The organism is [Bacillus] enclensis (assembly GCF_001456935.1).
Lineage (GTDB): Bacteria > Bacillota > Bacilli > Bacillales > Bacillaceae_B > Rossellomorea > Rossellomorea enclensis.
Genome location: NZ_KQ758484.1, coordinates 35,440 through 59,331 on the forward strand (window position 1 = coordinate 35,440; position 23,892 = coordinate 59,331).

The following is a 23,892-nucleotide window of genomic DNA, read 5'->3' on the forward strand; positions in this document are numbered from 1 at the left end:
GGTAAATAAGCTTCACTGATTTTCACTAAGACTGCAGCCAAGCCCCCGGCTGTCTCCAGTCAGCCGAGGGTCTTCATGCTGTCACTTGTCTTCCTTCGGCTTCGACTTCACCCATCCAACAATCCCGATCCCGGTCAAGACCGCCCAGAAAATCCCCTTCCAAACGGGACCTTTGGCAAATTCATAGGGGATGAATCCAATTGCTGGATGGGCCAGTGTATAGACGGCAAGCTTGACGCCGACCCAGCCCACGATGACAAAGGCAGCTGACTCAAGCCCTGGGCGCTTCTCAAGCAGGCCGACAAATGCAGATGCCGCAAACCTCATGATCACGAGCCCGATAATTCCGCCGAGCAGGATGACGATGAAATGTCCGCCGTCCATTCCGCCTATCGACGGCAGATCCGTCTCCGGCAAAGTAACCGCCAGCGCAACAGCCGCCAGGATCGCATCGACCGCAAATGCAATATCCGCTGCCTCCACCTTCACGACCGTCCACCAGAAACCGGACTTGGATCCTTCCTTGTCTTTTTGCTTTTCTATTTGTTTCTTAATAACGTGCTTTTTCACTAAATGGTAGCCGGCAATCCCGAGAAGATACAGGGCACCGATCGCCTGCACCTGCCAGATATCCACCAGATACGAAATCAGGAACAAGGAACCGAACCGGAACAGAAACGCTCCCGCCAGACCGTAAAACAAAGCCTTCTTCCGTTTGTCCTCCGGCAAGTGCCGCACCATCGTGGCAATCACCAGCGCATTATCCGCAGCCAGAATCCCTTCCAGTCCAATCAAAATCAGCAGCACCCATCCATACTCAAGTAACATCGACCATTCCAACGAACATCCCTCTTTTCATGATATTTTCCATAATGACGAGTCCCCGACACACCACGCGATCACTAACCCCGGCACCCTTCCTTTCCAATAGAAAAAGACCTCTACCGATTGGTAAAGGTCTTATGTCTGCAATCTATACGCAAAGGGTCCTTTACCGTTCAGGCAAAGGTCTCGCAAGCAACATCCCTGTTGCCAAGTGGACCGGAGACGGAAAACCCGTCACGAAATGACGACACACTTGAAAGCTACTCCCCTTTGGAGTCTTCATTATTTAATTTACTTCTTACCTTCACTATAGCAAGCGGCCAAACCCATCGTCAATAGGTGGATGCATCATTTTTTGGGTAAGAAGGCCGGTTAGGGATCCTGGCTGCCGGCTGTTATCTGCACTATCCCATGTTGGCGGCTGAGGTGACCTTTTTTCTATAAAACCAGAACTTTTTTAATGGATCCAGGCTCAAAACGTGTGAAAGTTTGATTTTTTTATAAAAAAAGAAGGAAACTGCGCGGGTCGAGCACCCCTGAACAGAGCTGCCAGCCTGCTATATATTATCAGAACCGGATACTTTATTATCAAAAATCCAATTATATTATCAAAAACGACCCTTTTATTATCAAAAAAAGAAATATATTATCAAAACCACATTCCAGCCCTTCCCCAAGCCGGGATGCAGCCTAGATCAAGGCCCGTCCCTCATTGCGCTAATGCTTTAACGTGCCGGGGGACGGGCCTCAGCCTCCAACCGGGGACAGACACCATCCGCACAAGGGAGACTGGACCCATCCGCAGCCCTCATCCGCCCAACCAACCTCCACCGTCCCCAACCATACAAAAAAAGCCGGCCCGGCACAACAAAACCGGGAACGGCCCCATCACCAAATCATTATTCCACCGTCGACAATTCCTCCTCCGTCACCCATTTATGATTCTTCACTTCTTCTCCGCCGTCTTTCGGCATGTAATCCACCATATAGACGGTCGTTTCCTCAGCAGACTCGATCACCGCTTCAGCACCTTTCATGCCTTTCATATGATCGGCTTCCAGTATGACTTTATCTCCCTTTTTATAAGGCTCTTTTCCTGGATCCTTTAGTTCTTCGTGAATGACCCATTTATGATTTTTGACTTCCTTTCCACCTGTGGTCGGTGTATATGTAACGGTGTACACCACGGTGTCAAATGCTCCTGAAATCGTCGCTTCGGCATCCTTCATCCCATGCATATGTTCCGTATTGATCATCGCTTTGCTCCCCACCGGATGCACTGGATCTGCCGCTGCTTCAAGACCTTCCGGCACTTCCCCCGAACCGGAGTGATCCATATCCCCGTGGTCCATCTCTTCCATTTCCTCATTTTCTTCCATCTTCATTTCTTCATTGCCTGATTCTTTGTTTCCCATCTCATCTTCGTTATTATTAGAACAGGCACCCAATATGAGAATGAGCAATGCTGCTGCCAAAAGCATAAAACGCTTCTTATTCATGATGCTGCCTCCTTTTGTGATATCACTTAAAATTCTACCCTGTAATTTTGCAAAATATATGTAAGCGGCCTGCAAACTTTTTTCAAAAAGGTTGTTTATGATAGAAGATAGGACAGAATCGAGGGCTGAAGATGAAAATTTCTACGAAACTGACATTATATTTCACGGCTGCCGTGTTTGCACTTGTCGTCTTCATTTTATTTTTCCTGCACGAAAATATCGTGAACAGCCGGATCGAGGAAGAGATGGCGGCTATTCAGTCCAGAGGCGAAAGCCACCGCGATGTGCTGCAGGACAACTACTCCCCGCAAACGCTGCAGCATATCGCGCTCATGGAATCGAAGACGGATACGGTTGTGGTGGTCACGGATCAAGAGATGAATCCAATCATTGCATCGGACAGGGTCACCCCTCAGATGCAAAGGATTAAAGAAAGAGCTGCGGGAGCTTCTTACCCGGGCAGCAGGCTGCTCGAGGACGATTACCGGAACAGCGATTATATCGCCTCTGTCTCTTCCTTCGATACGGACAGCCAGACAGGGTACATCTTTATGTTCAAAGAAACCGGGCCTTTAAGGGCACTGGTCAAGAAGCTGAATTCCCACTTTCTGATTGCGGGCGGCCTCAGTCTCATCCTGATGCTCGTCCTCCACTTTATCCTTTCTAAAATACTGACCCGGCCGCTTGTCAAAATGAAGACCGCCACCGAAACGATCAGCAGGGGAAATTACAATGTCGGTCTCCCGCCTGCAGGCAATGACGAACTTGGGCAGCTATCGAATGCCATCGGGAAGCTGTCACAGGACCTGCAGACATTGAAATCGGAACGGGCCGAATTTTTAGCGAGCATTTCCCATGAACTGAGGACGCCGCTCACGTATGTTCAGGGCTATACAACTGTCGCCCTGAGGGAAGGAATCAGTGACCGGGAAAGAGGAGAATATCTGAAGATCATCGGCGAGGAAACCGGAACCATCGTCAAGCTTGTCGAGAATCTGTTTGAGCTGGCAAAACTCGATGAGAATGCTTTTACCATTTTAAAAGAAGAAGTTGAGCTGTGCCCTTTCCTGAAGGGGCTCCATTCGAAAGTGAACCCCGCATTCCTGGCCAAAAACATGCGGCTGGAATTTGAATGCAGAGAAAACCTGACCATCACGGCCGACCCGATCCGCCTTGAGCAGATTTTCCTGAACCTCCTGGATAATGCAAGGAAATATTCTGAAGAGGATACAACCGTCACATTAACCGTCACCCGCAATGGAGACCGCGTCATCTTCACCCTGAAAGATGAAGGCATCGGCATCGACCAGGCCGAGATCCCGAACATCTTCAACAGGTTGTACCGGGTGGAAAAATCACGGTCCAGGGAGCTCGGGGGATCGGGCCTCGGATTATCCATCGTCAAAGAATTGGTGGAAGCTCACAAGGGGGACATCTCTGTCGAGAGCACACCAGGAAAAGGAACTACCGTACACATTACCATGCCGATGAAGGAGGACACCCCATGACCAACATACTGATCGTAGACGACGAAGCGAGGATGCTGAACCTGATCGAACTTTTTCTGAAACCGCACGGATACTCCTGCGTCAAGGTGAACAACGGCCACGAAGCGATCCAGCGCATTAAGAAGCAGGAATTCGACCTCGTGCTCCTCGACATCATGATGCCGGAGATGTCCGGTTGGGAAACCTGCGAAAAAATCAGGAGTTTCCAGACACTTCCGATCATCATGCTCACCGCCAGGGACACGAAAGCCGACCTCATCAAAGGCCTCGAACTCGGCGCGGATGACTATCTCACCAAGCCCTTCGACGAAGACGTGCTGCTCGCCAAAATCAAAGCCGTCCTGAGAAGGCACAGAAATGAATTCCAAACGGAGGATGCACACCTCCTCACCAGAGGTAGCTTTTCCCTGGACTACGAATCCTACACCTTGCATCACGGGGAAAAACAGATCTCCCTGACCATGAAGGAATTCAAACTGCTTGAAGCCCTCATGAAAAAACCGGAACGGGTCTTCACCCGCCAGCAGCTCCTCGTGATGGTGTGGGACAGCAGCTTTGAAACCGAAATCCGCACGGTCGACTCGCACATCCGCAACCTGCGCGATAAACTGCGGTCTGCTGCATTCCCGATCGAGGATCATCTGTCGACTGTGTGGGGGATCGGGTATCAGTGGAAAGTATAATAAACGAATGTAAAGGAGAACCCATATGATTTTCAAAAAAACAGCAGGCATCATACTCGCAGCAGGATTCATCGTAACAGGCTGTTCATCTTCCGGGGAAGATGACTACGAATTTGTCAGTCCGGAAACAGAAAACGTCGAACACCTGCACGGAGCAGGCTATCCCGGTAGCGGAGAAGCCTTCTTCATCGCCACACATAATGGCCTTTTCAAATACGAAGACAATGAATGGACAGAATCCAACAGCAACAAACACGATTATATGGGCTTCGCTCCGTACAAGGAAGGTTTCTACTCCAGCGGACACCCTGAACACGGTTCCGACCTTAAGAACCCCCTGGGACTTGTGAAGAGCAAAGACTCCGGTAAAACCCTGGATAAGCTCGCCTTCTACGGCGAAACGGACTTTCACTACCTCACTGCAGGCTATGAATCCGGCAAGCTGTACGTCCTGAATGAAGCGCAGAACTCAGAACTCCAAGCCGGCTTCTACTCGTCAAGTGACGAAGGCGAAACCTGGGACAAGCTGGACATGAAAGGCGTTGAACCTGACATCCTTGTCAGCATGGCCGCCCACCCGACCGATCAGAACCTTGTCGGCGTCAGCAGCCAGGCAGGCGTCTACCTTTCCAAAGACGGAGGAGACACCTTCACTCCCGTCACCGAGGGAAAACCCTCCACCAGTATCGCCTTTACCGACCAAAAGGGTATCTATTCCGTCATCGACGGCGAAAGCATCAAGCTTGTGGAATTTGACCTGGACACATTGGAAGAAACCGAGTACCGGCTCCCTTCTTTGAAAGCGGACAACCCGATTATGTACATCGCCGTCAATCCTGATGACTCAGCCGAGTTGACGTTTGTGACCTATAAAAATGACATTTATCAGTCCAAGGGCGGCGGCAGTGAGTGGAAAGAAATTATGGATGCGGGGGATCCGCGATAAAGCGCAAGATTTCCTTTTGTGCGGGGTATGGCGTCATTCACTATGGAAAAATGGTTATCAACATCACGATCCATTCACATACTCTTTTATATGATAGAATGAAATTGTAATTCATTTCCATACAAAGGAGAAACGTGAATGTCAGATGGCCTGGGTTTGTTTTTAACCATTGTACTGGAGATTTTCGTGTTCGTACTGTTTAACTACTACGCATTCAAAATATCGGCCGGCAGTATCAATAGAAGATTGTGGGCAGGTGTCATCTTTCTGGTGCTGACCCCGCTCATCTTTTTTGGAACCTTGTTTTTCGTCCTTATATTTGACGAAGGCGGCTGGGGGGCCGGTATATTGGCTGTGATTTTCACAGCCCTCTATATCTTGAACGGAATCATCATTTTGCTCTCTTCCCTGCACATTTATCTGACTAAAAAGAGCGAATGACGTTTAAAACCGGGTCCCGGTGGTGCCTTAGCCGGGGCCGGACCCCCATATTCAACTCCTCAATCCCGTTTATTATCAAAACCGGACACTTTATTATCAAAAATCCAATTATATTATCAAAAACGGCTTTTTATTATCAAAAATAGAAATATATTATCAAATCCATGAAATCAGTGAACTGCCGATGCAGACCTACACGCCCCTCACCCCTCTCTTCTTTTCCACCCCCAACCCTTTTCACTGAAAACGAATATCCCCCTCTCTTTCCGCTCATAATAAAACCCTAAAAGGAGGGTGGATAACATGACACAAAATCAAAAGCCTAATCAGAAACTTGATTCAGCTATGAAACCTGACTTCGCAGGAACGAATGCGCAGGAAGTCAAAAAGCAGATTCAGAAAGATGTGAATGCCGGCCAGGGTGCGATGACATCGCGTGAAGCCGGGGCAATGCGGGATTAGGGGAGTTTTTGCTTCGGTCGGGCTGGAGAGAGTGGCAATCGGAGGATGGGTGGATGCATTTTCCCTACGCTGTGGTGCACCAGAAGACGGATGCATTCTTATTACTGCCGCCGCTCCTCTCGCTCGCAGCATGACCCAATTAGAATCATTCTAAGTGGCTCATAAAATGAAAAAGTGGCTCGTATTTTTGAAATCTGGCCTGTATTTTTCGAAAGTGGCTCGTAAATTTTAAATGTGGCTCGTATTTTCAAAAAAGTGTCCCGTAAATCTGAAAAGTGGCTCGAAAACCACCGCAAGCCTCAATTTCTCTATTCCACCGGCAGCGTATCCACCACACTCTTCACCTGTAAAAGATCAATTTGTCTATTTTAATTAAAATCAAACATAAAAAGGGCTGGTCCCCGGCAAAACCAATGCCGCGAGATCAGCCCTCTTCTATTTATCTCTTCTCAATGAATGGACCATAGTCTCTGCGTTTATGCTGTACGCCGATCCATTTGACGGTTGTGAATTCCTCAAGTGCCCATTCGCCGTTGAAGCGGCCGAGTCCGGAGTCTTTTTCCCCTCCGAACGGCATATGCGGCTCGTCATTGACGGATTCGTCGTTGACGTGGATCATGCCGGTCTGGACGCGGTGTGCAAAGTTCGTCCCTCTTTCAATCGATGAGGAATGAACCGCTCCGCTCAGTCCATATGGATGTTCATTGGCCAGGCGCACCGCTTCTTCATCATCGTCGAATGCTATGATGGCGGCGACCGGACCGAAGATTTCGTTTTTCGCAATCGGCATGTCGTTGGTCACGCCAGTCATCACGGTCGGGGACAGCAGATTGTCTTTAGCGTCTCCGCCTAGGATGACTTCTGCACCCTGTTCCTTACTGGCATCGATGTCCTTCAGGATGCGCTCGGCCTGATCTTCATCGATCAGCGGCCCGATGTGGGTTGCTTTTTCAGCAGGGTTTCCGGTGTTGAGTTCCTTCACCCGCGATACGAACGCATCGACGAATTTGTCATGGATATCCTTATGGACCATGATGCGGTTGATTGACATGCAAATCTGACCCTGATGATAGAATTTGCCGAACAGGGCCGACTCCACGGCCTGGTCGATATCGGCATCGTCAAGTACGATAAAAACGTTGTTGCCGCCGAGTTCGAGGGCCGTTTTCTTTAGATTCTTACCAGCCAGTTCGCCGATCCTGCGGCCGACCTCGGTGGATCCGGTGAACGAAATCAGGCGCGGGATTGGGTGGGTGACGATGTCATCGCCGATTTCAGAGCCGCGTCCGACGACGACGTTCAATAACCCTTTCGGAAGGCCAGCTTCTTCAAAAATGCTCGCGAACAACAGTCCGCCCGTTACCGGTGTATGGGTGGCCGGCTTGACCACGACGCCGTTCCCGGTGGCGAGTGCCGTCGCAATCGAGCGCACTGCGAGATGGAACGGGAAATTCCATGGGCTGATGATGCCGACGACGCCGAGCGGCTCGCGGTAGACCCGGTTTTCTTTTCCCGGTACCTGAGAAGGCAGAATCTTACCTTCCATACGATATGGATAGGTGGCTGCTTCCTTCATGCTGAGGATCGACACCTTCACCTCGCCGGCTGCTTTCATGTAAGTGCTGCCGGATTCCTTGATGAGCCAGTCGATGATCATCTCCTGATTTTCCTCGACGATGCGGACTGCTTTTTCCATTACCTCGCGCTTCACCTGAGGAAGCTCATTTGCCCATTCCTCCTGTGCTTTCTGGGCAGATTGGTAGGCGTGATCCAGGTCCTTCTTGCTGGCGGCTTTGATCGTTCCTAGATCTGCCCCGTCGTATGGATTGCGGTTGTTGATGGTACTGTCGCTGTTTCCGTCTGTCCATTCACCATTGATGAATAGTTTTGTAAAATCGGTCTTCATGATGATCCCTCCTACATTCCTTGCTGTGTCGGACGCACAATGATTTCGTTCACGTCGACATGTTCTGGCTGTTCGACTGCATATGAGATGGATTTCGCGATGTTTTCACTGTCGAGCGGCTTCATTTCCTGCTGTTTGAACCCTTCGATGACATCTTCGTCTGTGATTGTTTCTGTCAGTTCCGTCGCCACCGCACCAGGACAGATGATTGTCGTGCGGATGTTATGGGACGTATTCATTTCCTGACGCAGTCCCTCGGTGATTGCACGGACCGCATATTTCGTCCCGCTGTACACGGAGCTGCCCGGCATGACCTTGTGGCCAGCGACGGAAGAAATATTGACGATGTGCCCCGATTTCTGCTCTTCCATATATGGAAGCACGGCCGCGATCCCGTATAGGACACCCTTGATATTCACGTCCACCATCTGATCCCATTCCTTGATCTTCAGCTTATTCATATACGAAAGCGGCATGAGACCCGCGTTATTGACAAGGATATCGATGCTTCCGCACTCCTCTTTCGTCTTCTTCGCAAGCTGCTCCATCTCTTCGACGTTCGTCACATCCGTCACCTGATAAAAAGCCTTGCCGCCGCTGTCTTGGATTTCCTGCTGCAGTTCCTTCAGGCGCTCCTCGCGTCTAGCCGCAAGCATCACCGTAATCCCCTTCGACGCCAGCTCCTTCGCTGTCGCCTGTCCGATCCCGCTGCTCGCTCCGGTAATAATTGCTGTTTTATTTGAACTCATTAATGATTCCTCCCGTTTAAGTAAAATTTTTTACTGATATAGTTTTATCCACATCTCTTGTTTTCACGCAAAAAGGAGAAGTTAAACAAAAGTCAGAGAGTTTGGGTCTGGAGTGAGCCGGGGGGACAGCTACGGCGGCCCATTTTGAAAGGGCGGGGAGAGCCGGAGGGACAGGTACGGTGACTCATTTTAGGGGAATAATAAAAGAGGCAGTACCCGGTGTGCCGGATCCTGCCTCTTTTGTTGTATTTTTGGATTAGTTAACACTCATTCACCTGGAACCGGACGCCAAAGTATTACCCGAAAACGGGCCGGGAACCGGCACCCCGGCCAGCTACATCATCTGCTCCATCTTCTCTTCACGCTTTGCCTGCTGCACGGAATGAATGAGGATTCCGAAGAAGACAATCACGGACAGGAGGATGAGGCCGAATGAGACGGCTGAGAGCGAGAGCATTTTGAAGAGTACGCTCACCGCGACGATCATGTACATATAGGACAGCATTTGCTTGACTTTGGCCACTTTGAACCGCTTCAATTGCACGGATCCGAGCGGTGTGCCGAGCAGTGCCCCGATGATCAGGACGATGCCGTGCCTGAAATCCAGCGTCTCGCCTGTGAACATATACGATCCGATGCCTGATATCACGATGATCGACGCGGCCGAGATGCTCGTGCCGATCGCCTTGTTCAAATCGAGCTTGATCCATTTCGTCAGTAAAGGCGTCATGACGAAACCGCCGCTGACCCCCATCAAGGAAGAAATCACGCCTGTAAAAAATCCGATCACAGGTACTGCGCCTTTTCCTTTAGCCTTCGATTCGTTCTCACGCTTACTGAAAAACTGGTACGAAAACCAGCTTAATATGGCGATATAGGCAACCGAAATGACGGTCGCGGCCCCGTTCAGGGAATCCAGCCATTTCACAAATGGTGCGGTCACAACAGAACCGATCACACCGAAACCGCCGAGAATCATGGCCAGTTTAACATTCACATTGTTCAGCCTGAAATGAGACAAACTTCCCGTGATCGTCGAGCCCAGTGTCAGCATCAGCGACAGCATGATCGCCTGGCTCGGTTCATAGCCGAGAATCAATAATGCCGGAGTCAGCACAATGCCTCCCCCGATCCCGAAGAAACCGGAAATCACCCCGATCGAGGCGCCCCCGAGTATAAATAATATCCATTCCATAACGTTCGTCACTCCTTCACTATTATTATATCGCGGGATTGGCTATAATAATAATAAATAATAACAATGGGTATGATTACGTTTCGTAATGGAGGTGTTTTTTTATGGAACTGACCTGGATCCGCACGTTTGTCACGCTCGCCCATTTTCAGCATTTCACGAAAACGAGCGAGTTCCTGAATATGTCACAGCCGACCGTCAGCATTCATGTGAAGAAGCTGGAAGAGTCACTCGGTGTGAAACTCATCGACCGAAGCTCCACCCGCGTACCCTTCACCCTGACACCTGCCGGGGAGAAGGTATTCGCCGACGGCCAGAAGATGATCGAGCTCTGGAAATCAATGGAGCATGCAGGCGAAGAACGCGAAGAGGTGATGCTGAAGATCGGATCGACCCACACCGTGAGCGCGGCCCTGCTCCCTGATTTTATAAAAAAGATCAAAATGCTCCATCCGCATGTCCGGCTGAAAATAGAGATCCACAACCATGACCGCACCGTCGAACTCCTTGAAAATCAGGAACTCGACCTTGCTATCGTGGAAGGAACAAAAGGGATCGAGCCGTTCCAGACCGAAGTCATCAGCCGCGACGAACTGCGTTTCTTCGCGAACAGGGGCATGAACCTGCACACCTCCCCCCTCATCCTCCGGGAAAAAGGATCGGGGACTCGCGACTACGCCGACCAGTTCATCAAATCCGAACAAATCACACCGGCCGAAATCATCGAAGCCGGCAGCCACCACCTCATCAAACAGCTCGCACTGAGGGGTCTCGGCATCGCCTTCCTTTCAAGCTCCATGGTCAAAGACGAAGTAGCAGCCGGAAAGCTCATCCCCCTCGACCCCTACGTCATCCACCGGCCATTCTTCGCAGTCTGCCCTGCAGACTCCCCGGCCGGCAGCGTCATCCGGGAACTGATCGGGGTGTTGAAGGAGGATTGACTTCTTCTTGGCAGGGCGGGTGAACGGCTCCACGACCGCACCCTCTTTCAGATGGGTCTCCGGCGCGGGCCGGCGGTACACGTTCCTTGACCCGTGTTTCAATCCGCGTATAATGATACAGACTGTGTTTGAAATTTATCGATCTAATAGGAGGCGTTTCCATGATTCAAATAAAAAAAGCCACCGTCCTTCCAGAGATGGACGGATGGCTGCTTGTAAATTTTTCAAACGGATCAAAAAAGTTCGTTGATATTAAGCCGCATATGGATGGAGTTCTTGAACAGCTCAGAGATCCTGCATTCTTCAAACAAGTATCTGTCGATGAGAAATTAAAAACCGTCACATGGCCGGGAGAACTGGGATTAGACCCGGATCAGCTATATGAAGAAGGAATTGAATTAAAAGATATTAAGAAATGGATTGAATTGAATAAAGGGTAAAAGGTGTCAGGGAAATCATTCCCTGACTTTTTTTATAAAATAACCCCGGCATGACAAGAACCCTAACCATTGTTCAGCTTCACTCCATCACCCGCGGCCCCGCCACATGAATCACAAGATCTGCAGTAAAATGAGCAATCATCGCGAACTCGAGCCCCATAAACACAAACAGCGCTCCAAATACCAGCCCGCCGATCCCGTTTATGACAAGCATGCTGAGTACAACTCCCAGCGTCATATCAAGGCTGGATGCCGCCACGCTGAAATGCATGATCCCGAACACTAGGGATGAAAGGACAATTGCTGTCCATATCTTCGGTTTCGTGACAGTCCCTTTCGTGAATTTCAGGAACAGCCAAAGAATCAGGGTGATGAGAAACAACCTGAAAATCGACTCCTCATTCACCGCCGCTCCGAAAGATCCGAGCATACCCAGCCACCAGGACGGCTCATTCAAAGAGGAATTGTCCACGCCGAGCGGTTTTGAAACGATCAGGCTGAAGATGCTGATGGCCACCCCGACCAAGATACCGTAAAGAGCAGACTGGATACCCTTCTTTTTAAAAGAATGAAGCGGCTTGCTTTTATTGAAAAATGCATCAATGACAGGAGCTCCCAGCTTCACTTTTTTAGCAAGCCACAAGGCAATGAATAAGAGGATTCCCGCTTCCAAAAGAACCTGGACCACATAGAACAGGGTGAAGGACAGCTTGCCCAGCCCCATGACTTCATGAAGATTTTCCCGGGCCATCGCGTAAGGGGCGATGGCAAGCGCGCCCAACAAATTAAGGAAAAGAAGTGTGAAATACACCTTCCAGTTAATCAGCGCCGGTCTTTTCCCTTCCGTAGCCGCAGCTGTCAGCCTCTCTTCTTCAGCTTCTTCATTTTCATCATAACCCGCGGCTCTTTCTTGGAAATCCTTTATGAGCGCCTCAGGTTGTTCCATATAAATCAAAGCCTTTCGCACCTCTTTCTTCTGTCCAAAGTAACCGCGGGCATAAATCGGTTCTTTAAAAACAATTTCGTATCTAAGCTCATCAATCATACCGAAAATCCGGGTCAGCACCCTTGGCAGTGCCGTTACATGAAAGACATTCTTTTCATGGATGATGCCGCCGTTATTCCGGTACTGCGTCCGTGCAGGCTGGATGGCAGCGACGTCGCCAATGTGAAAGCAAAGCGACCTTCTCGCCCCGATTTTCATTAAAATATGGTTTCCTTTCATCCGGATGGGAGAGTTGCGGACGAGATTATAATCCCCCAGCATGTAGAGAATCGTGTAGATGTGGAGTACAACGAGGATGTTTGCGCGGAGGGGGTCCACTTCTTTCAGGTAGTAATGAAAAGCGAATGCTTCGATTACCTGTTCGTGAATGAGGGCAATAAACAGCCAGAAATAGTTTGAGCCTTTATGAAATGCGTAAGTCCGGTCCTCTTTCCTATCCCTTATCTTCCACTTGAACAAAGCATGATAGAACACCACCCACTCTTTCTTCAAAATCGCCACGAACGGATTTGCTTCCATGTCCCCCCTCCTGTATTTCACAAACAGAATGACGGCTCCTGCTTCCGCCAGTGTGATGAGAATGATGATGGATATGATCATTTGGGTATCCATGTGATTCCCCCTTTGATATGTAAGTTCCGTGTATCTTTTTACCTATTTTAAATGTACGTTTTTAGGCATTCAAAGTATAGGAAGATTTACTTTTTTTAGAAATACAGACATAAGATTGTGTCTGTATTGTTAAAATATGTAATTTGCGTTGACAGCCGGAACTTTTAAGTTGAAACAATTTCATCGTAAAAACCGTATATACTGATGAACGTAATCTATTAAGGGGGATGTTTCATGGAATTCAGAACCGATAGACTCTTCATCAGGCCGTTTAGGAGCACGGACTTACAAGATGTATTTGATATTTATAAGGATGACGATACGTGCAGATATCTCCTGCATGATCGGTGGACTTTTGAAGATAGGCAGGAGAAATTCAACAAAAAGGTGAAAAATAGTTCACTCTCAAAAGAGACGATGCTAAGTTTGGCCGTGGTCCACGAGACCAAAGTCATTGGCGATTTATCAGTTTGGTATACAGATATGAAGGATACGGTGGAGATCGGTTACAGCTTTTCAAGTGAAATCTCGGGAAGAGGCTACGCAACAGAAGCGGTGGGTAATTTAGTCAAGAAGTTATTTGACGAATTTCATGTGCATCGGATCCAGGCCCAGCTTGATGCCAGAAACACATCCTCCCAAAAGTTGTGTGAACGTATAGGGATGAGGAAAGAAGCTCATTTCATCAAGAATTATTGGAACAAAGAAGAATGGACAGACAGCATTATTTATGGCATGCTGCTGTCTGATTTGAAAGAGTTTTAATTTGCTAAAAGATAAGATGGGGCTGCCATTTGCGGGCAGCTTACTCTTTGAAAACAACTCATTTCAAGCCTGTAAAAAGCTAAATTTGTCATTTTCAGCTAAAACATTCGGGCGACAATGAGTTCACGAGCAAATAATGGAGTTTCGGAGACGAAAAGGGGGCGTCATTCCCGCTAAAATCCGGCTGCAAGGGTGCTGAACGCTTTATATGATCCAAAATAAAGATTTATGATCCATTCGACAAAAAATACGTGCCGTTTTCAGGATTTATGATCCTAATTCGAAAAATACGATCCTAAATCGAAATATATGATCTCATGATAATCATTCTAAACTGGCGCCACCCTGCCTCCACCCTTTCGCCCCCATTCTCCTTTTAAAAAAGAGCCGCCGTACCTGTCCCCGCGACCCAGCCACATCCGGCATCCCGGCCCCGGTTCACCTGCCCGCCACACAAAAAAGGCAGCCCCCTGCAAAAAGGACTGCCCCAAACCAAACCAAAAATCAACTCAACACAAACGTCCCGATTGAATGACCCGGAAGTTCCAATCTAACCGCTTCATCCGAGCCGCTGACCGCCATCGAAACGTCTTCCTTATCATCACCTGCATTCATCACAATGACTGCAACCCGGCCGTCCGGATTTTCAAACGCCGTGGCTGAAACCCGGTCGGAAGATACTCCGCTCCAAATCCGGCGGGCACCAGGCTCAATGAACTTACTGAAATGCCCAATATAATAGAACGAACTGTTATAATGCACCTCATCCTTCACAGTGTCCACGATGACCGGCGCGTCGCAGTAGTTGCCGACGTGGTTCGGTCCGCCTTCTTCGTTCAGCACGAGATTCCAGTCGATCCACGCTTCGAGATGATTGTTCAGATCGCCGATGATATTCCTCGCATACCGCTCGCCGGTGTGCCAGGCACCGACCTGGACGCCGCCTTCAATGCATCCTTCTGTGAAAATCAGATGCTTATCGGGGAACGCATCGTGAACCTTCGAAAGATTCTCGAATTCCTCCGACACGTACCAGTGATTGCCGGTCCCCCACACATACTTCGCTGCTTCCGGATCCGACAGTACCGCACTTGCACGTTCAAAAATGACGTCACGGTTATGATCCCAGATGATCACCTTTACATCGCCGTGCCCGTTCCGCTCCAACGACGGCCCGAGATGGTTCTTGATAAATTCGCGTTCTTCTTCCCCGGTGTACAGGCATGAATCCCAGACCTGCTTCGCTTCGGGTTCATTCTGGATCGTGATTCCCCAGATTGCGACGCCTTCTTTTTCCATTGCATCGATATACTTCGAATAGTACTCCGCCCAGGCCCCTTCAAACTCCGGCAGCAGCTTGCCGCCGTTGTTCATTTCACCGTTAGATTTCATCCACGGCGGAGGGCTCCAGGGGGACGCCACGATCGACAGCTCGCTTCCCGCAGCCTTCACCGCATCATGAATCAAAGGAAGGACAAGCTTCCGTTCGCGTTCGACCGTGAAGCTCTCGAGCGACGCGTCCCCTTCTTCCACATACGTATAATTCCCCAGCGAAAAGTCACAGCTATTGATATGGGTGCGTCCGAGACGGTAGCCTAGCCCCTCAACGGGATCGAAGTAACGCTTGATCACTTCTGCCCTCTTCTCCGGGCTCACCAGTGACAAACTGTAAGCAGCCGCTTCCGTGAACGCGCCGCCGAACCCGATCATCTCCTGAAATTTCAGCCCCGGATCAAGTTCGATATGGGTACCTGCCGCATCCAGGCCAGTCGAAAAGGAAACCGGCTCCTTTTTAGAAAGCCGGTCCCCTGTTTCTTTGGCAGTAAGGATCACTTCTGCACTCTTGAATCTCATTGCGCGACCTCCGCTTGAAGATTATGGCTCTTCTTATGATCGCGGATGATTTCCGCGTAGCGGTAGGCGCTGTCTTTCCAGATCCGCTCCTGCGTGTCGAAATCGACATAAAGGATCCCGAAGCGCTTGTCATACCCGAAGCTCCATTCGAAGTTATCCATCAATGACCACAGATAGTAGCCTGAGATGTTCATTCCTTCTCCGTTCAGGTCAGAAACTGCTTGGAGATGCTTCTCGACATAATCAGTGCGCTCTTTATCATGTACACGTCCGTTTTCAACGACATCATCGTATGCCGCGCCGTTTTCCGTGATGATGATCGGAAGCTGCGTGTATTCCGCTCTCAGGCGGCGGATGAGGTCCTTGAATTCATTCGGCGCGATATCCCAGCCCATGCCGGTTTTTTCATAATCGGAATACGCCCCTCTGTGTAAAAAGTCAGACGCTGCACTGAACTCGACGATTCCGCGGCTGTAGTAGTTGATGCCGAAGAAGTCGCACTCGACCGAAATGGCCTCCATGTCGCCTTCCTTGATGAAATCATAGGAGTGCACGTATTTTGAAAATAGATTCATCATGTCCTTCGGATACTCGCCTTTAAATACAGGATCAAGGAACCAGCGGTTGGAGTAGCCATCCGCATTGTTCGCAGCCAATCGATCGTTGGCGGAATCGGTATTCGCATAGACAGGCGACAGATTCAGCGTGATGCCGATCTCCGTGTTCGATCCGAATTCTTTTTTCAGCAGCTCGACGGCTTTTCCGTGTGACAGCAGCATATGGTGGACGGCTTTCACCGCTTCGTCCATATTTGTGTGCCCCGGTGCGTGCACACCCTGATGGTAGCCGAGGAACCCGGCACACCACGGTTCATTATGCGTGATCCAGGAATCGACGATACCGTCAAGCTCCGTGAAGCAGGCGCGCGCATATTCAAGGAACCAGTCCACAGACTCGCGGTTCACCCAGCCGCCTTCTTCATGTGCCCACATTGGCAGATCCCAGTGATAAAGCGTGACTGCAGGCTTGATGCCTTCTTCCGTGAGGCGCGAGGCCAATTTTTTATAAAAATCCATGCCTTCTCTATTAAACTTGCCTTTCTCAGGAAAAATCCGCGGCCATGCAATTGAGAATCGGTATGTATCGACACCGAGTCTCTTGATGTGCTGGATGTCTTCCTCGAACCGGTGATAATGGTCGCAGGCAACGTCGCCGTTATGTTGCTTGTGGACCCTGCCCGGGATGTCGCAGAACATATCCCAGATGGACGGTGTCCTGCCGCCTTCCGCTGCCGCCCCTTCGATTTGATAGGAGGATGTTGCCGTTCCGAACGTAAACTGTTTATCGAATTTCATTATGTCTTCTCCCCTTTATGTTTGTGTATGGAAGCAAGGGGACGGTTCTGCTGCTTCCGAAGCATGAGAACCGTCTCCGCACTTCCTGTTTGTGTATGCAGGGAAAAACAGGGGCGGTGCCTAATACACATGCACCGTCCCCATTTTTCCAGATTGAAGCGAGTGAGCCCGGCCGGACGCTTCCAAAAGAATCGGATATTTGACCGGCCGCAACCGTCCCCTTTATTCTTTGACTGATCCAGCAGAGATGCTGTTGACGATATATTTTGATAGGAACAGGAATGCGATCATGATTGGTACGACTGAAATCGCGATTCCCAGGTACATGCTTCCGAGATTCTGTGCCACCTGTGATCCTTTTAGGAAACCCATCAATACAGGCAGTGTGTATTTCTCAGGCGAGAACAGGATGACGAGCGGCATGATGTAGTTGTTCCATGAACCGATGAAGGTGAAGATCGACATCGTCGCAATCGCCGGCATCATGATCGGAATCGCCACTGTGTGGAAAATCTTGAACTCGCTTGCGCCGTCGATCCTTGCCGCTTCGATCAGGCTGGGATGCAGCGTCGTCTGGATATACTGTCGCAGGAAGAACACGACGAACGGACTGGCGATCGTCGGCACGATCAATGGGATGTAAGTATCCAGGATTCCCAGGTTCTTACTCAGTTCGTAGAATCCGATGAGTCCGAGCTGTCCCGGCACCATCATCATGACGAGCATGAAGACGAACAGGAAGTTCTTCCCCTTGAATGTGTAAAAGGCGAATCCGTACGCGGTCAGCGCCGAGAAGTATCCCGACAGGACCGTCACGAGCACGGAGATGATCAGGCTGTTCTTGAAACCGGCCCAGATGTTGACGTATTCCATCATCGTCCGGTAGTTTTCCATGAGGGCGGTGCCCGGGATCAGCGTGAATCCCGACAGGATCGCCTCATTCGATCTCGTCGCGTTGACGAGCATCATCAGGAACGGGATGAAACAGACGACCGCCATCACGGACAGCACGATGTAGATGATGCTTTTGACGGTGCGGCCCTTCTTTTTTTCCTTTGTTTCCTGAGGGAGGGTCCCCGGGTTCGGGTCCTTCACCTCTTCTTCGAACTGCACTTCGTTTTCGACTGCTGTTTTTCCTAACATCTTTCCTACACCTGCCTTGTCTGCTTGCGTTCATTTCGGTACATCCCTTTGAACACCATCGCCGAGAAGATCAGGGTGATGACGAACAATCCGTACGCGACTGCAGAAGCATAGCCGTAATTGTTATACTTGAATGCCTGGTTGTATAAATACAGCACCATCGTATTCAGCGAGCCGTCCGGCGACCCGATTCCGTCGGTCAAAAGCATCGGCAGGTCGAACAATTGGAGACCCCCGATCAGCGACGTGATCATGATGTACAGGAGGATCGGCTTCAAGAGCGGAAGCGTGATCTTCGTGAACGTCTGCCAGCGGTTGGCCCCGTCGATCAGTGCCGCTTCATAGTAATCTTTCGAAATGCCCGACACCCCCGCCATCACGACGATGAAGGAGTGGCCGAACCACATCCACGTCAGGATGAGCGAGACGGACAGCTGGGCGGTGGCAGGCTCGTTAAGCCAGTTTATCGGTTCTGATATAAGACCAATTTTTAGAAGAATCATATTTAATGAGCCGTGCTGCCAATCTAGTAAAATACCGAACAGCAGGGCGACCGAGCTGATGGTGATCAAATTTGGCAGATAGAAAATCGATCTGAAGAAGGCGAGTCCCCTCAACTTCATTCTCATATCAGAAAAGATCAATGCCAGGATGAGAGCCAGTCCGATCTGCAGGATGAAGTTGACTCCCCAGATCTTCCATGTGTTAAAAAAGGCTTCCACAAAATAAGTATCCGTGAATAACCGCTTATAGTTGGCGAGGCCGACGACTTCCGCGACGCCGCTTCCTGTATAGTTTGTGAAGCTGTAATAGAATGTAAGTGCCACGGGATAAATACTGAAGATCAAAAAGATGATCCAGAACGGCGCAATGAAGAAATAGCCGTATTTATTGACGTTTTTCATTCCCCGAGCCCCCTTCGTTATCTTGGATTTTGCAGGCGGCCAAGACTTCGGCCGCCTGCCTTTTTTGTATGGTCATGCGCCAGGCGGAAGTGCCGGATACGGCCGCTGAATGTTCACCGGCCGGCCCCGCAGCATTTCCCCTCGACGCACTCTTTCTACTAAATTTAGTTCTTCGGTACCTTCAAGTCAGGGTACGCGTTCTGTGCTTTTTGATAGAATTCTTTAATTGCATCTTCTTTAGACTTCTTGCCGTCTACATATTGCTGAACGGCATTTCCGTAGAACGTATCAAGCTGCTGGTCATATTTCGTGACGATTCCAGGCTCGATTTCTTTCGCCTGCTCCAGGAAGAACTGGTAGTTGTTCTGTCCGCCAAGGAATTCACTGCTGAAGTCATCCTTGATTGCGTTCGTTACCGGATTGTAGGCAAGGACATCTCCTGTTTCCTTCGCCCACTCTGTCAGGAATTCATCGTCCTGTGTCATCATTTTCACAAAATCATACGCAAGTTCTTTGTTCTCTGATTTGTTGTAAACACCTAACCACGTTCCGCCCCAGAAGTACGGGCTCGGTCCGCTTGTAACGGCCCAGTCGCCGTTTGTTTCTTTAACATTTGTTTTCAATACGCTGTGAAGTCCCCATGTCGGAAGGACATATGAGAATACTTGAGTTTCTTTTTCTTTTCCGTCCTGCTTCACTTTGATCGGCTTATCCATGCCTTCGAACCATGATGGAGACCACTCGGCAGCAAGAGCCGTATAGCTGTTCTCGCGAAGGGTCTTCGCATGATCCATGAACTCTTTCTTTTGGTCTGTCAATTGCAATTCGCCTTTGTCGTTCACCCATGGCTGCGGATTGTCGCCTTGTGAGAACCAGCGCATCGCACCTTCATCCGGGAACATGCTGTAGCCTTTTTCCTTCATCTTTTCAGCTACTTCAAACACGCCGTCCATCGATGCCATCATATTGCCGACTTCTGTCGGATCTTCGGTTCCAAGCACTTCTTTTGCAATGCTTCTTCTATAGAAAATTCCTCCAGGCGTTGTCTGCCAAGAAAGGGCTCTTACATTTCCATCTTTGTCTTTTCCTAAATCGAATACATACGGTACATATTTATCCTTGATTTCTTCAACATTGTACGGATCCTCTGAAAGGTTTTCCCAGTATCCTGCATCCACCCATTGTTTAAGGAATGCAATCTCCCCTGTGAACACGTCAGGAGCTCCGACACCGCTTTCAAGAACCGGCTTCAATTTCGTCGGATAATCCGCGATCGGAACGATTGTCAGTTCCACTTTGACCCCATTCTTCTCTTCAAACTTCGTGATCGGCTTCTTCAATTCATCCGTGAATGACCAGATCTTCAAATCAACATCTTTGTCTTTCTTGCCGCCTGATGACTCGGAGCTCCCGGAACAGCCGGCAAGCACCCCTGCAAGCAGGACCGCTGTCATAAATAATGCTAGAAACTTCTTCATGTTTATCCCCCTTTGTCCTTTATGGATATATGTGGTCGAAATCGGTTTCGGTAAAACCTGTAAAAAAATCTTCGGTGCCGCTGTTGATTTCCCTGTAAAACGGTAAGGTCTTACACGGAAATCAACAGCTGGAAACTCTTTCCGAAACCGGTTTCGAAATCACCTAAAAAATTTTTTCGTGCCTGGAGTCCAGGCACTATTTAATTGATGTACAGGACTCCCTGATGATGAGCTCCACCGGGATGATGTCCGTCGTCTTCAACTTCTTCTTCAAATCCATCTGTTTGATCAGCATTCCGCCGGCCCGTTCACCGATCTTGTCGGTGTCCTGCCTGACGGTCGTCAGTTTCGGTGTCACGTAGGATGCCATGTCAATATCATCATAGCCGATGATCGAAATGTCCTCAGGAATCCTGAGACCTTTTTCCTTGATCGCTTCCATCGCCCCGATTGCCATATGGTCACCGGATACGAATACAGCCGTCGGCAGGTCCTCGAGCGAGAGTAGCGTATTCATCGCTTTCTTTCCTTCCTCAATGGAGAAAAATCCGCCGTTCACCACGAATTCCTTCCGTATCGGAAGGCCCGCTTCCTTCATGCCCTTCTTGAATCCTTTGATACGCTGTGCACCGGCATCGATGCCCGGATCCCCTGAGATATGGGCGATCTTCGAATGACCCAGTGAATGAAGATAATTCACGGCAAGCCTGCCGCCCTCGATATTATCGGAGTAGACGACACTGCAATTCTGCTTCGTCATGTCGATCACCACGATCGGTACATGACTGTTGATCATCTCCTGCACCTGAGGGTCGTTCGGGTCTGAACAAATGACCACAATCCCGTCAACGGCGCGGTATAAGAAGTGTTCCAGATAACTCGTATCCCGCTTGCGCAGATTCCGTGAGGCAAAGATCAGATCATAGCCTTCACGCTCCACGTACTTGCGGAAACTCTCAATGATCGCATTGAAGAAAGGATGCTTCATCCCCACCTCATTATCCTCGGCGAACATCACACCGATCGTCCACGACTTCTTCGTAGACAGCGACTGTGCATGCGCATTCGGGAGATAACCCATCTCCGCCGCCGCATCGAGGATCTTCTGCTTCGTCTTCGGACTCACATCCGCGTAATTATTAAGAGCCTTGGATACCGTCGTACTGGAAACCCCAGTTTTCTTCGCCAAATCATAAATCGTAACCATCGTTGTCCCCTCTTCATCGAAAGCGCTTTCGTTGATGTTATTATAGCCCAGAAAAAATCGATGCGCAATAGAATTTTCAAAAAATTTTGTTTGGATTGTTTTGGGGGGATTGGGGCGTGATTGTTGCAGCGGGTTGTGTCCGGGTTGCGGGATCGGGATGGGTTGTGCGGCCGAGTTGCGGGGGCGGGTCGGGGGGGGACAGGTACCTTGACCCACTTTTCCCTTCTACCATTTTATCAATCATTGATCATGCTCGCTGCCGGTGGCCCCCATAACGGCTAAAAACCGGTTTTGATAATATATTGGGATTTTCGGTTTGATAATAAAAGAGTTGTTTTTGATAATATAATTGGATTTTTGATAATATCCTGCCCGTTTTTGATAATATATCAATCCGCAGACCCATCCCAACGCTTGTTTCGCCCTCAAATCCCATGTAAACAGACATACTCTAGTAGTTTAGTTAGTTTTTTTAAAAAAACCGACCCATTCCGTGAATTTTCACCCTTCAATTAACTCATTTTCATCTTTGCCGCGTTTGCCTCCCCCCTTCCCCAATAGAACTCCAAAAAGAAAAGCCGCCCCCGCACCAAAGCACGAAGGCAGCTTTTCACCAAAAAAGGGGTTAACAAATCATCCCTTCCTTTTCACCCGCAGCCGGCCAGCGACCAAATACCCGACGGCCAGAACAAAAAAGATCAGCAGCAAGCCTGCAAAGCCATCGGTAAACCCGCTGCGCTCGATCGCATAGCCGAACAATGGGAAGCTGATCATGATCACGAAGCTTTCCATCAGCCCGATCAGCGACAGGAACGTCGAGCGGACGTTGCTTTCCAGGAATCCCTGCACGAATGAGCTGAAGATCGGTTCGAACAGACTCAACAGCTGAGCGAGGAACAGGAATGACAGCAGGATCGCCCAGTCGTTCGCAAAGATGAACAGGATGAAGAACAAGAGGAACAGCACCAATCCATAATGAAGGATGTTGAAAAACTTGAACCTCGCTTCCACCTTGTACGCGATCTTCGCCATCACGACGCCGAGCAGTCCTTCGATCGTGAAGATGGCCCCGACGACGACGGACGAAAATCCGAGCTGAATGAAATATTCCTGTCCGTAAAACACGATGATGACCATCACCGCACTCGCCAGGATGAACAGCACGACCGGCCGGTGGATGACCCGGTTGTTTTTCCAGACCCTCACCCCGAGCTTGAACTGATGCACCCACTGGTTATACCAGCGCCCGCCGATATCCTCCGTCTTCTCACGTTCAGGTTCCTTCATGAAAAGAAGCGGAATCACGGCCAGCACGTGGGTGACGATTGTGGAGCCGTACACCCATTCCCAGCTGATCTCGGCCATGAAGCCGCCGAGGAATTTTGCCAAACTCAGTGAAAGCAGTGAGATTGCCGTCATGCTCCCGATGATCCGCGTATACTCTCCTTCCCGCTTTGCATTCTTCAATGTGTCATAGGCAAAAGACTGCTCGGCCCCCGAATGGAAAGTGACCATCAGCCCCATCGACAGGAATGCGAGCGTGAACACCGTAAACGTGCCGCTCACCAGCATCAAGAGCGCATATAGGAGGCTGAACAGATTCCCGATGATCAGGCTGATCTTCCTCCCATATAAATCGGCAATCATCCCCGTCGGCACCTCGAATAATACGATCGCCAGGTGGAGCAGTGCCTCCAGCAACCCGATTTCACCGAAGGTCATGCCCTTGTCGCCGAGATAAATGACCCAAAGCGCCCGGTCAAAAAATAACTGTGCAAAGAATAAATAAAAATAGAGCAAATATATGTTGTTTTTCGTTTTCATTGGTTGTCGTCCTCTCTTAAACAAAAATCTTGAGAAATGCGGCGGCGCCCTTTCAGCCCCCACAAAGGCGTCCGGCTTCTGAAGCCTGGACTGACCGAATCGTCATGATGATAGGGTCACTGGTGCAGCGCATTTCTCAAATCATAAA

At 49.6% G+C, this 23,892-nt stretch carries 21 protein-coding genes; 8 read left to right on the forward strand and 13 right to left on the reverse strand.

The window, feature by feature from the left end:
• Positions 1-81: 81 nt before the first annotated feature.
• Together AS034_RS12950 and AS034_RS12955 are read right to left on the reverse strand one after the other, a co-directional pair.
• On the reverse strand, positions 82-840 hold the full coding sequence (locus tag AS034_RS12950) for a TerC family protein (protein WP_058298795.1): 759 nt from the start codon (positions 838-840) through the stop codon (positions 82-84).
• A gap of 884 nt (positions 841-1,724) precedes the next feature.
• Positions 1,725-2,324 (reverse strand): YdhK family protein, encoded by a 600-nt coding sequence (locus AS034_RS12955; protein ID WP_058298796.1) that lies wholly within the window; start codon positions 2,322-2,324, stop codon positions 1,725-1,727.
• A 131-nt stretch (positions 2,325-2,455) separates the two neighbouring features.
• Here AS034_RS12955 and AS034_RS12960 point away from each other — a divergent pair, with 131 nt between their 5' ends.
• The 5 genes from AS034_RS12960 to AS034_RS22980 all read left to right on the forward strand — a co-directional run bounded on the left by AS034_RS12960 (position 2,456) and on the right by AS034_RS22980 (position 6,364).
• Positions 2,456-3,832 carry a sensor histidine kinase gene (locus tag AS034_RS12960; protein WP_058298797.1) on the forward strand — a complete coding sequence of 459 codons (1,377 nt, stop codon included), beginning with the start codon at positions 2,456-2,458 and terminating at the stop codon, positions 3,830-3,832.
• A complete protein-coding gene (locus AS034_RS12965; protein ID WP_058298798.1) occupies positions 3,829-4,515 on the forward strand; it encodes a response regulator transcription factor in 687 nt (228 codons plus the stop codon). The genes AS034_RS12960 and AS034_RS12965 overlap by 4 nt, the downstream gene beginning before the upstream one ends.
• 25 nt (positions 4,516-4,540) lie before the next feature.
• A complete protein-coding gene (locus AS034_RS12970) occupies positions 4,541-5,461 on the forward strand; it encodes a F510_1955 family glycosylhydrolase (protein WP_058298799.1) in 921 nt (306 codons plus the stop codon).
• Positions 5,462-5,599: 138 nt separating this feature from the next.
• Positions 5,600-5,902 (forward strand): hypothetical protein, encoded by a 303-nt coding sequence (locus AS034_RS12975; RefSeq protein WP_058298800.1) that lies wholly within the window; start codon positions 5,600-5,602, stop codon positions 5,900-5,902.
• A 303-nt stretch (positions 5,903-6,205) separates the two neighbouring features.
• A complete protein-coding gene (locus AS034_RS22980) occupies positions 6,206-6,364 on the forward strand; it encodes a hypothetical protein (protein WP_169792811.1) in 159 nt (52 codons plus the stop codon).
• A gap of 439 nt (positions 6,365-6,803) precedes the next feature.
• Here AS034_RS22980 and AS034_RS12980 read toward each other — a convergent pair whose 3' ends face one another.
• The 3 genes from AS034_RS12980 to AS034_RS12990 all read right to left on the reverse strand — a co-directional run bounded on the left by AS034_RS12980 (position 6,804) and on the right by AS034_RS12990 (position 10,214).
• A complete protein-coding gene (locus tag AS034_RS12980; RefSeq protein WP_058298801.1) occupies positions 6,804-8,270 on the reverse strand; it encodes an aldehyde dehydrogenase family protein in 1,467 nt (488 codons plus the stop codon).
• Positions 8,271-8,281: 11 nt separating this feature from the next.
• Complete coding sequence (locus AS034_RS12985; RefSeq protein ID WP_058298802.1) at positions 8,282-9,019, reverse strand: SDR family oxidoreductase; 738 nt, start codon at positions 9,017-9,019, stop codon at positions 8,282-8,284.
• 334 nt (positions 9,020-9,353) lie between these two features.
• Complete coding sequence (locus AS034_RS12990) at positions 9,354-10,214, reverse strand: sulfite exporter TauE/SafE family protein (RefSeq protein ID WP_058298803.1); 861 nt, start codon at positions 10,212-10,214, stop codon at positions 9,354-9,356.
• A 104-nt stretch (positions 10,215-10,318) separates the two neighbouring features.
• Between AS034_RS12990 and AS034_RS12995 the strand changes: the two genes are divergently transcribed.
• Together AS034_RS12995 and AS034_RS13000 are read left to right on the forward strand one after the other, a co-directional pair.
• Positions 10,319-11,155 (forward strand): LysR family transcriptional regulator, encoded by an 837-nt coding sequence (locus tag AS034_RS12995; protein ID WP_058298804.1) that lies wholly within the window; start codon positions 10,319-10,321, stop codon positions 11,153-11,155.
• A 161-nt stretch (positions 11,156-11,316) separates the two neighbouring features.
• Positions 11,317-11,595 (forward strand): DUF2442 domain-containing protein, encoded by a 279-nt coding sequence (locus tag AS034_RS13000; protein WP_058298805.1) that lies wholly within the window; start codon positions 11,317-11,319, stop codon positions 11,593-11,595.
• 79 nt (positions 11,596-11,674) lie between these two features.
• Here AS034_RS13000 and AS034_RS13005 read toward each other — a convergent pair whose 3' ends face one another.
• On the reverse strand, positions 11,675-13,213 hold the full coding sequence (locus AS034_RS13005) for a CPBP family intramembrane glutamic endopeptidase (RefSeq protein ID WP_058298806.1): 1,539 nt from the start codon (positions 13,211-13,213) through the stop codon (positions 11,675-11,677).
• A gap of 234 nt (positions 13,214-13,447) precedes the next feature.
• Here AS034_RS13005 and AS034_RS13010 point away from each other — a divergent pair, with 234 nt between their 5' ends.
• On the forward strand, positions 13,448-13,978 hold the full coding sequence (locus tag AS034_RS13010; protein ID WP_058298807.1) for a GNAT family N-acetyltransferase: 531 nt from the start codon (positions 13,448-13,450) through the stop codon (positions 13,976-13,978).
• Between the two features lie 504 nt (positions 13,979-14,482).
• Here AS034_RS13010 and AS034_RS13015 read toward each other — a convergent pair.
• The 7 genes from AS034_RS13015 to AS034_RS13045 all read right to left on the reverse strand — a co-directional run bounded on the left by AS034_RS13015 (position 14,483) and on the right by AS034_RS13045 (position 23,744).
• Entirely contained in the window at positions 14,483-15,832 is a 1,350-nt protein-coding gene (locus tag AS034_RS13015; protein ID WP_058298808.1) for a glycoside hydrolase family 30 protein, read from the reverse strand.
• Positions 15,829-17,187: a GH1 family beta-glucosidase gene (locus tag AS034_RS13020; protein WP_082641692.1), complete on the reverse strand. Its 1,359-nt coding sequence runs from the start codon at positions 17,185-17,187 to the stop codon at positions 15,829-15,831. Before AS034_RS13020 ends, AS034_RS13015 begins: the two co-directional genes overlap by 4 nt.
• Before the next feature lie 222 nt (positions 17,188-17,409).
• Entirely contained in the window at positions 17,410-18,186 is a 777-nt protein-coding gene (locus AS034_RS13025; protein ID WP_058299134.1) for a carbohydrate ABC transporter permease, read from the reverse strand.
• Between the two features lie 149 nt (positions 18,187-18,335).
• On the reverse strand, positions 18,336-19,235 hold the full coding sequence (locus AS034_RS13030; protein ID WP_058298810.1) for a carbohydrate ABC transporter permease: 900 nt from the start codon (positions 19,233-19,235) through the stop codon (positions 18,336-18,338).
• Between the two features lie 164 nt (positions 19,236-19,399).
• Positions 19,400-20,713 carry an ABC transporter substrate-binding protein gene (locus AS034_RS13035; protein WP_058298811.1) on the reverse strand — a complete coding sequence of 438 codons (1,314 nt, stop codon included), beginning with the start codon at positions 20,711-20,713 and terminating at the stop codon, positions 19,400-19,402.
• Positions 20,714-20,909: 196 nt separating this feature from the next.
• Positions 20,910-21,920 (reverse strand): LacI family DNA-binding transcriptional regulator, encoded by a 1,011-nt coding sequence (locus tag AS034_RS13040; RefSeq protein WP_058298812.1) that lies wholly within the window; start codon positions 21,918-21,920, stop codon positions 20,910-20,912.
• Between the two features lie 633 nt (positions 21,921-22,553).
• On the reverse strand, positions 22,554-23,744 hold the full coding sequence (locus tag AS034_RS13045) for an MFS transporter (protein ID WP_058298813.1): 1,191 nt from the start codon (positions 23,742-23,744) through the stop codon (positions 22,554-22,556).
• Between the last annotated feature and the right edge of the window lie 148 nt (positions 23,745-23,892).

Coding starts and splice junctions, on each gene's coding strand:
- AS034_RS12955 (WP_058298796.1), bottom strand. CDS start 2,324: ATGAATAAGAAGCGTTTTATGCTTTTGGCAGCAGCATTGCTCATTCTC.
- AS034_RS12960 (WP_058298797.1), top strand. CDS start 2,456: ATGAAAATTTCTACGAAACTGACATTATATTTCACGGCTGCCGTGTTT.
- AS034_RS12965 (WP_058298798.1), top strand. CDS start 3,829: ATGACCAACATACTGATCGTAGACGACGAAGCGAGGATGCTGAACCTG.
- AS034_RS12970 (WP_058298799.1), top strand. CDS start 4,541: ATGATTTTCAAAAAAACAGCAGGCATCATACTCGCAGCAGGATTCATC.
- AS034_RS12975 (WP_058298800.1), top strand. CDS start 5,600: ATGTCAGATGGCCTGGGTTTGTTTTTAACCATTGTACTGGAGATTTTC.
- AS034_RS22980 (WP_169792811.1), top strand. CDS start 6,206: ATGACACAAAATCAAAAGCCTAATCAGAAACTTGATTCAGCTATGAAA.
- AS034_RS12980 (WP_058298801.1), bottom strand. CDS start 8,270: ATGAAGACCGATTTTACAAAACTATTCATCAATGGTGAATGGACAGAC.
- AS034_RS12985 (WP_058298802.1), bottom strand. CDS start 9,019: ATGAGTTCAAATAAAACAGCAATTATTACCGGAGCGAGCAGCGGGATC.
- AS034_RS12990 (WP_058298803.1), bottom strand. CDS start 10,214: ATGGAATGGATATTATTTATACTCGGGGGCGCCTCGATCGGGGTGATT.
- AS034_RS12995 (WP_058298804.1), top strand. CDS start 10,319: ATGGAACTGACCTGGATCCGCACGTTTGTCACGCTCGCCCATTTTCAG.
- AS034_RS13000 (WP_058298805.1), top strand. CDS start 11,317: ATGATTCAAATAAAAAAAGCCACCGTCCTTCCAGAGATGGACGGATGG.
- AS034_RS13005 (WP_058298806.1), bottom strand. CDS start 13,213: ATGGATACCCAAATGATCATATCCATCATCATTCTCATCACACTGGCG.
- AS034_RS13010 (WP_058298807.1), top strand. CDS start 13,448: ATGGAATTCAGAACCGATAGACTCTTCATCAGGCCGTTTAGGAGCACG.
- AS034_RS13015 (WP_058298808.1), bottom strand. CDS start 15,832: ATGAGATTCAAGAGTGCAGAAGTGATCCTTACTGCCAAAGAAACAGGG.
- AS034_RS13020 (WP_082641692.1), bottom strand. CDS start 17,187: ATGAAATTCGATAAACAGTTTACGTTCGGAACGGCAACATCCTCCTAT.
- AS034_RS13025 (WP_058299134.1), bottom strand. CDS start 18,186: ATGGCGGTCGTCTGTTTCATCCCGTTCCTGATGATGCTCGTCAACGCG.
- AS034_RS13030 (WP_058298810.1), bottom strand. CDS start 19,235: ATGAAAAACGTCAATAAATACGGCTATTTCTTCATTGCGCCGTTCTGG.
- AS034_RS13035 (WP_058298811.1), bottom strand. CDS start 20,713: ATGAAGAAGTTTCTAGCATTATTTATGACAGCGGTCCTGCTTGCAGGG.
- AS034_RS13040 (WP_058298812.1), bottom strand. CDS start 21,920: ATGGTTACGATTTATGATTTGGCGAAGAAAACTGGGGTTTCCAGTACG.
- AS034_RS13045 (WP_058298813.1), bottom strand. CDS start 23,744: ATGAAAACGAAAAACAACATATATTTGCTCTATTTTTATTTATTCTTT.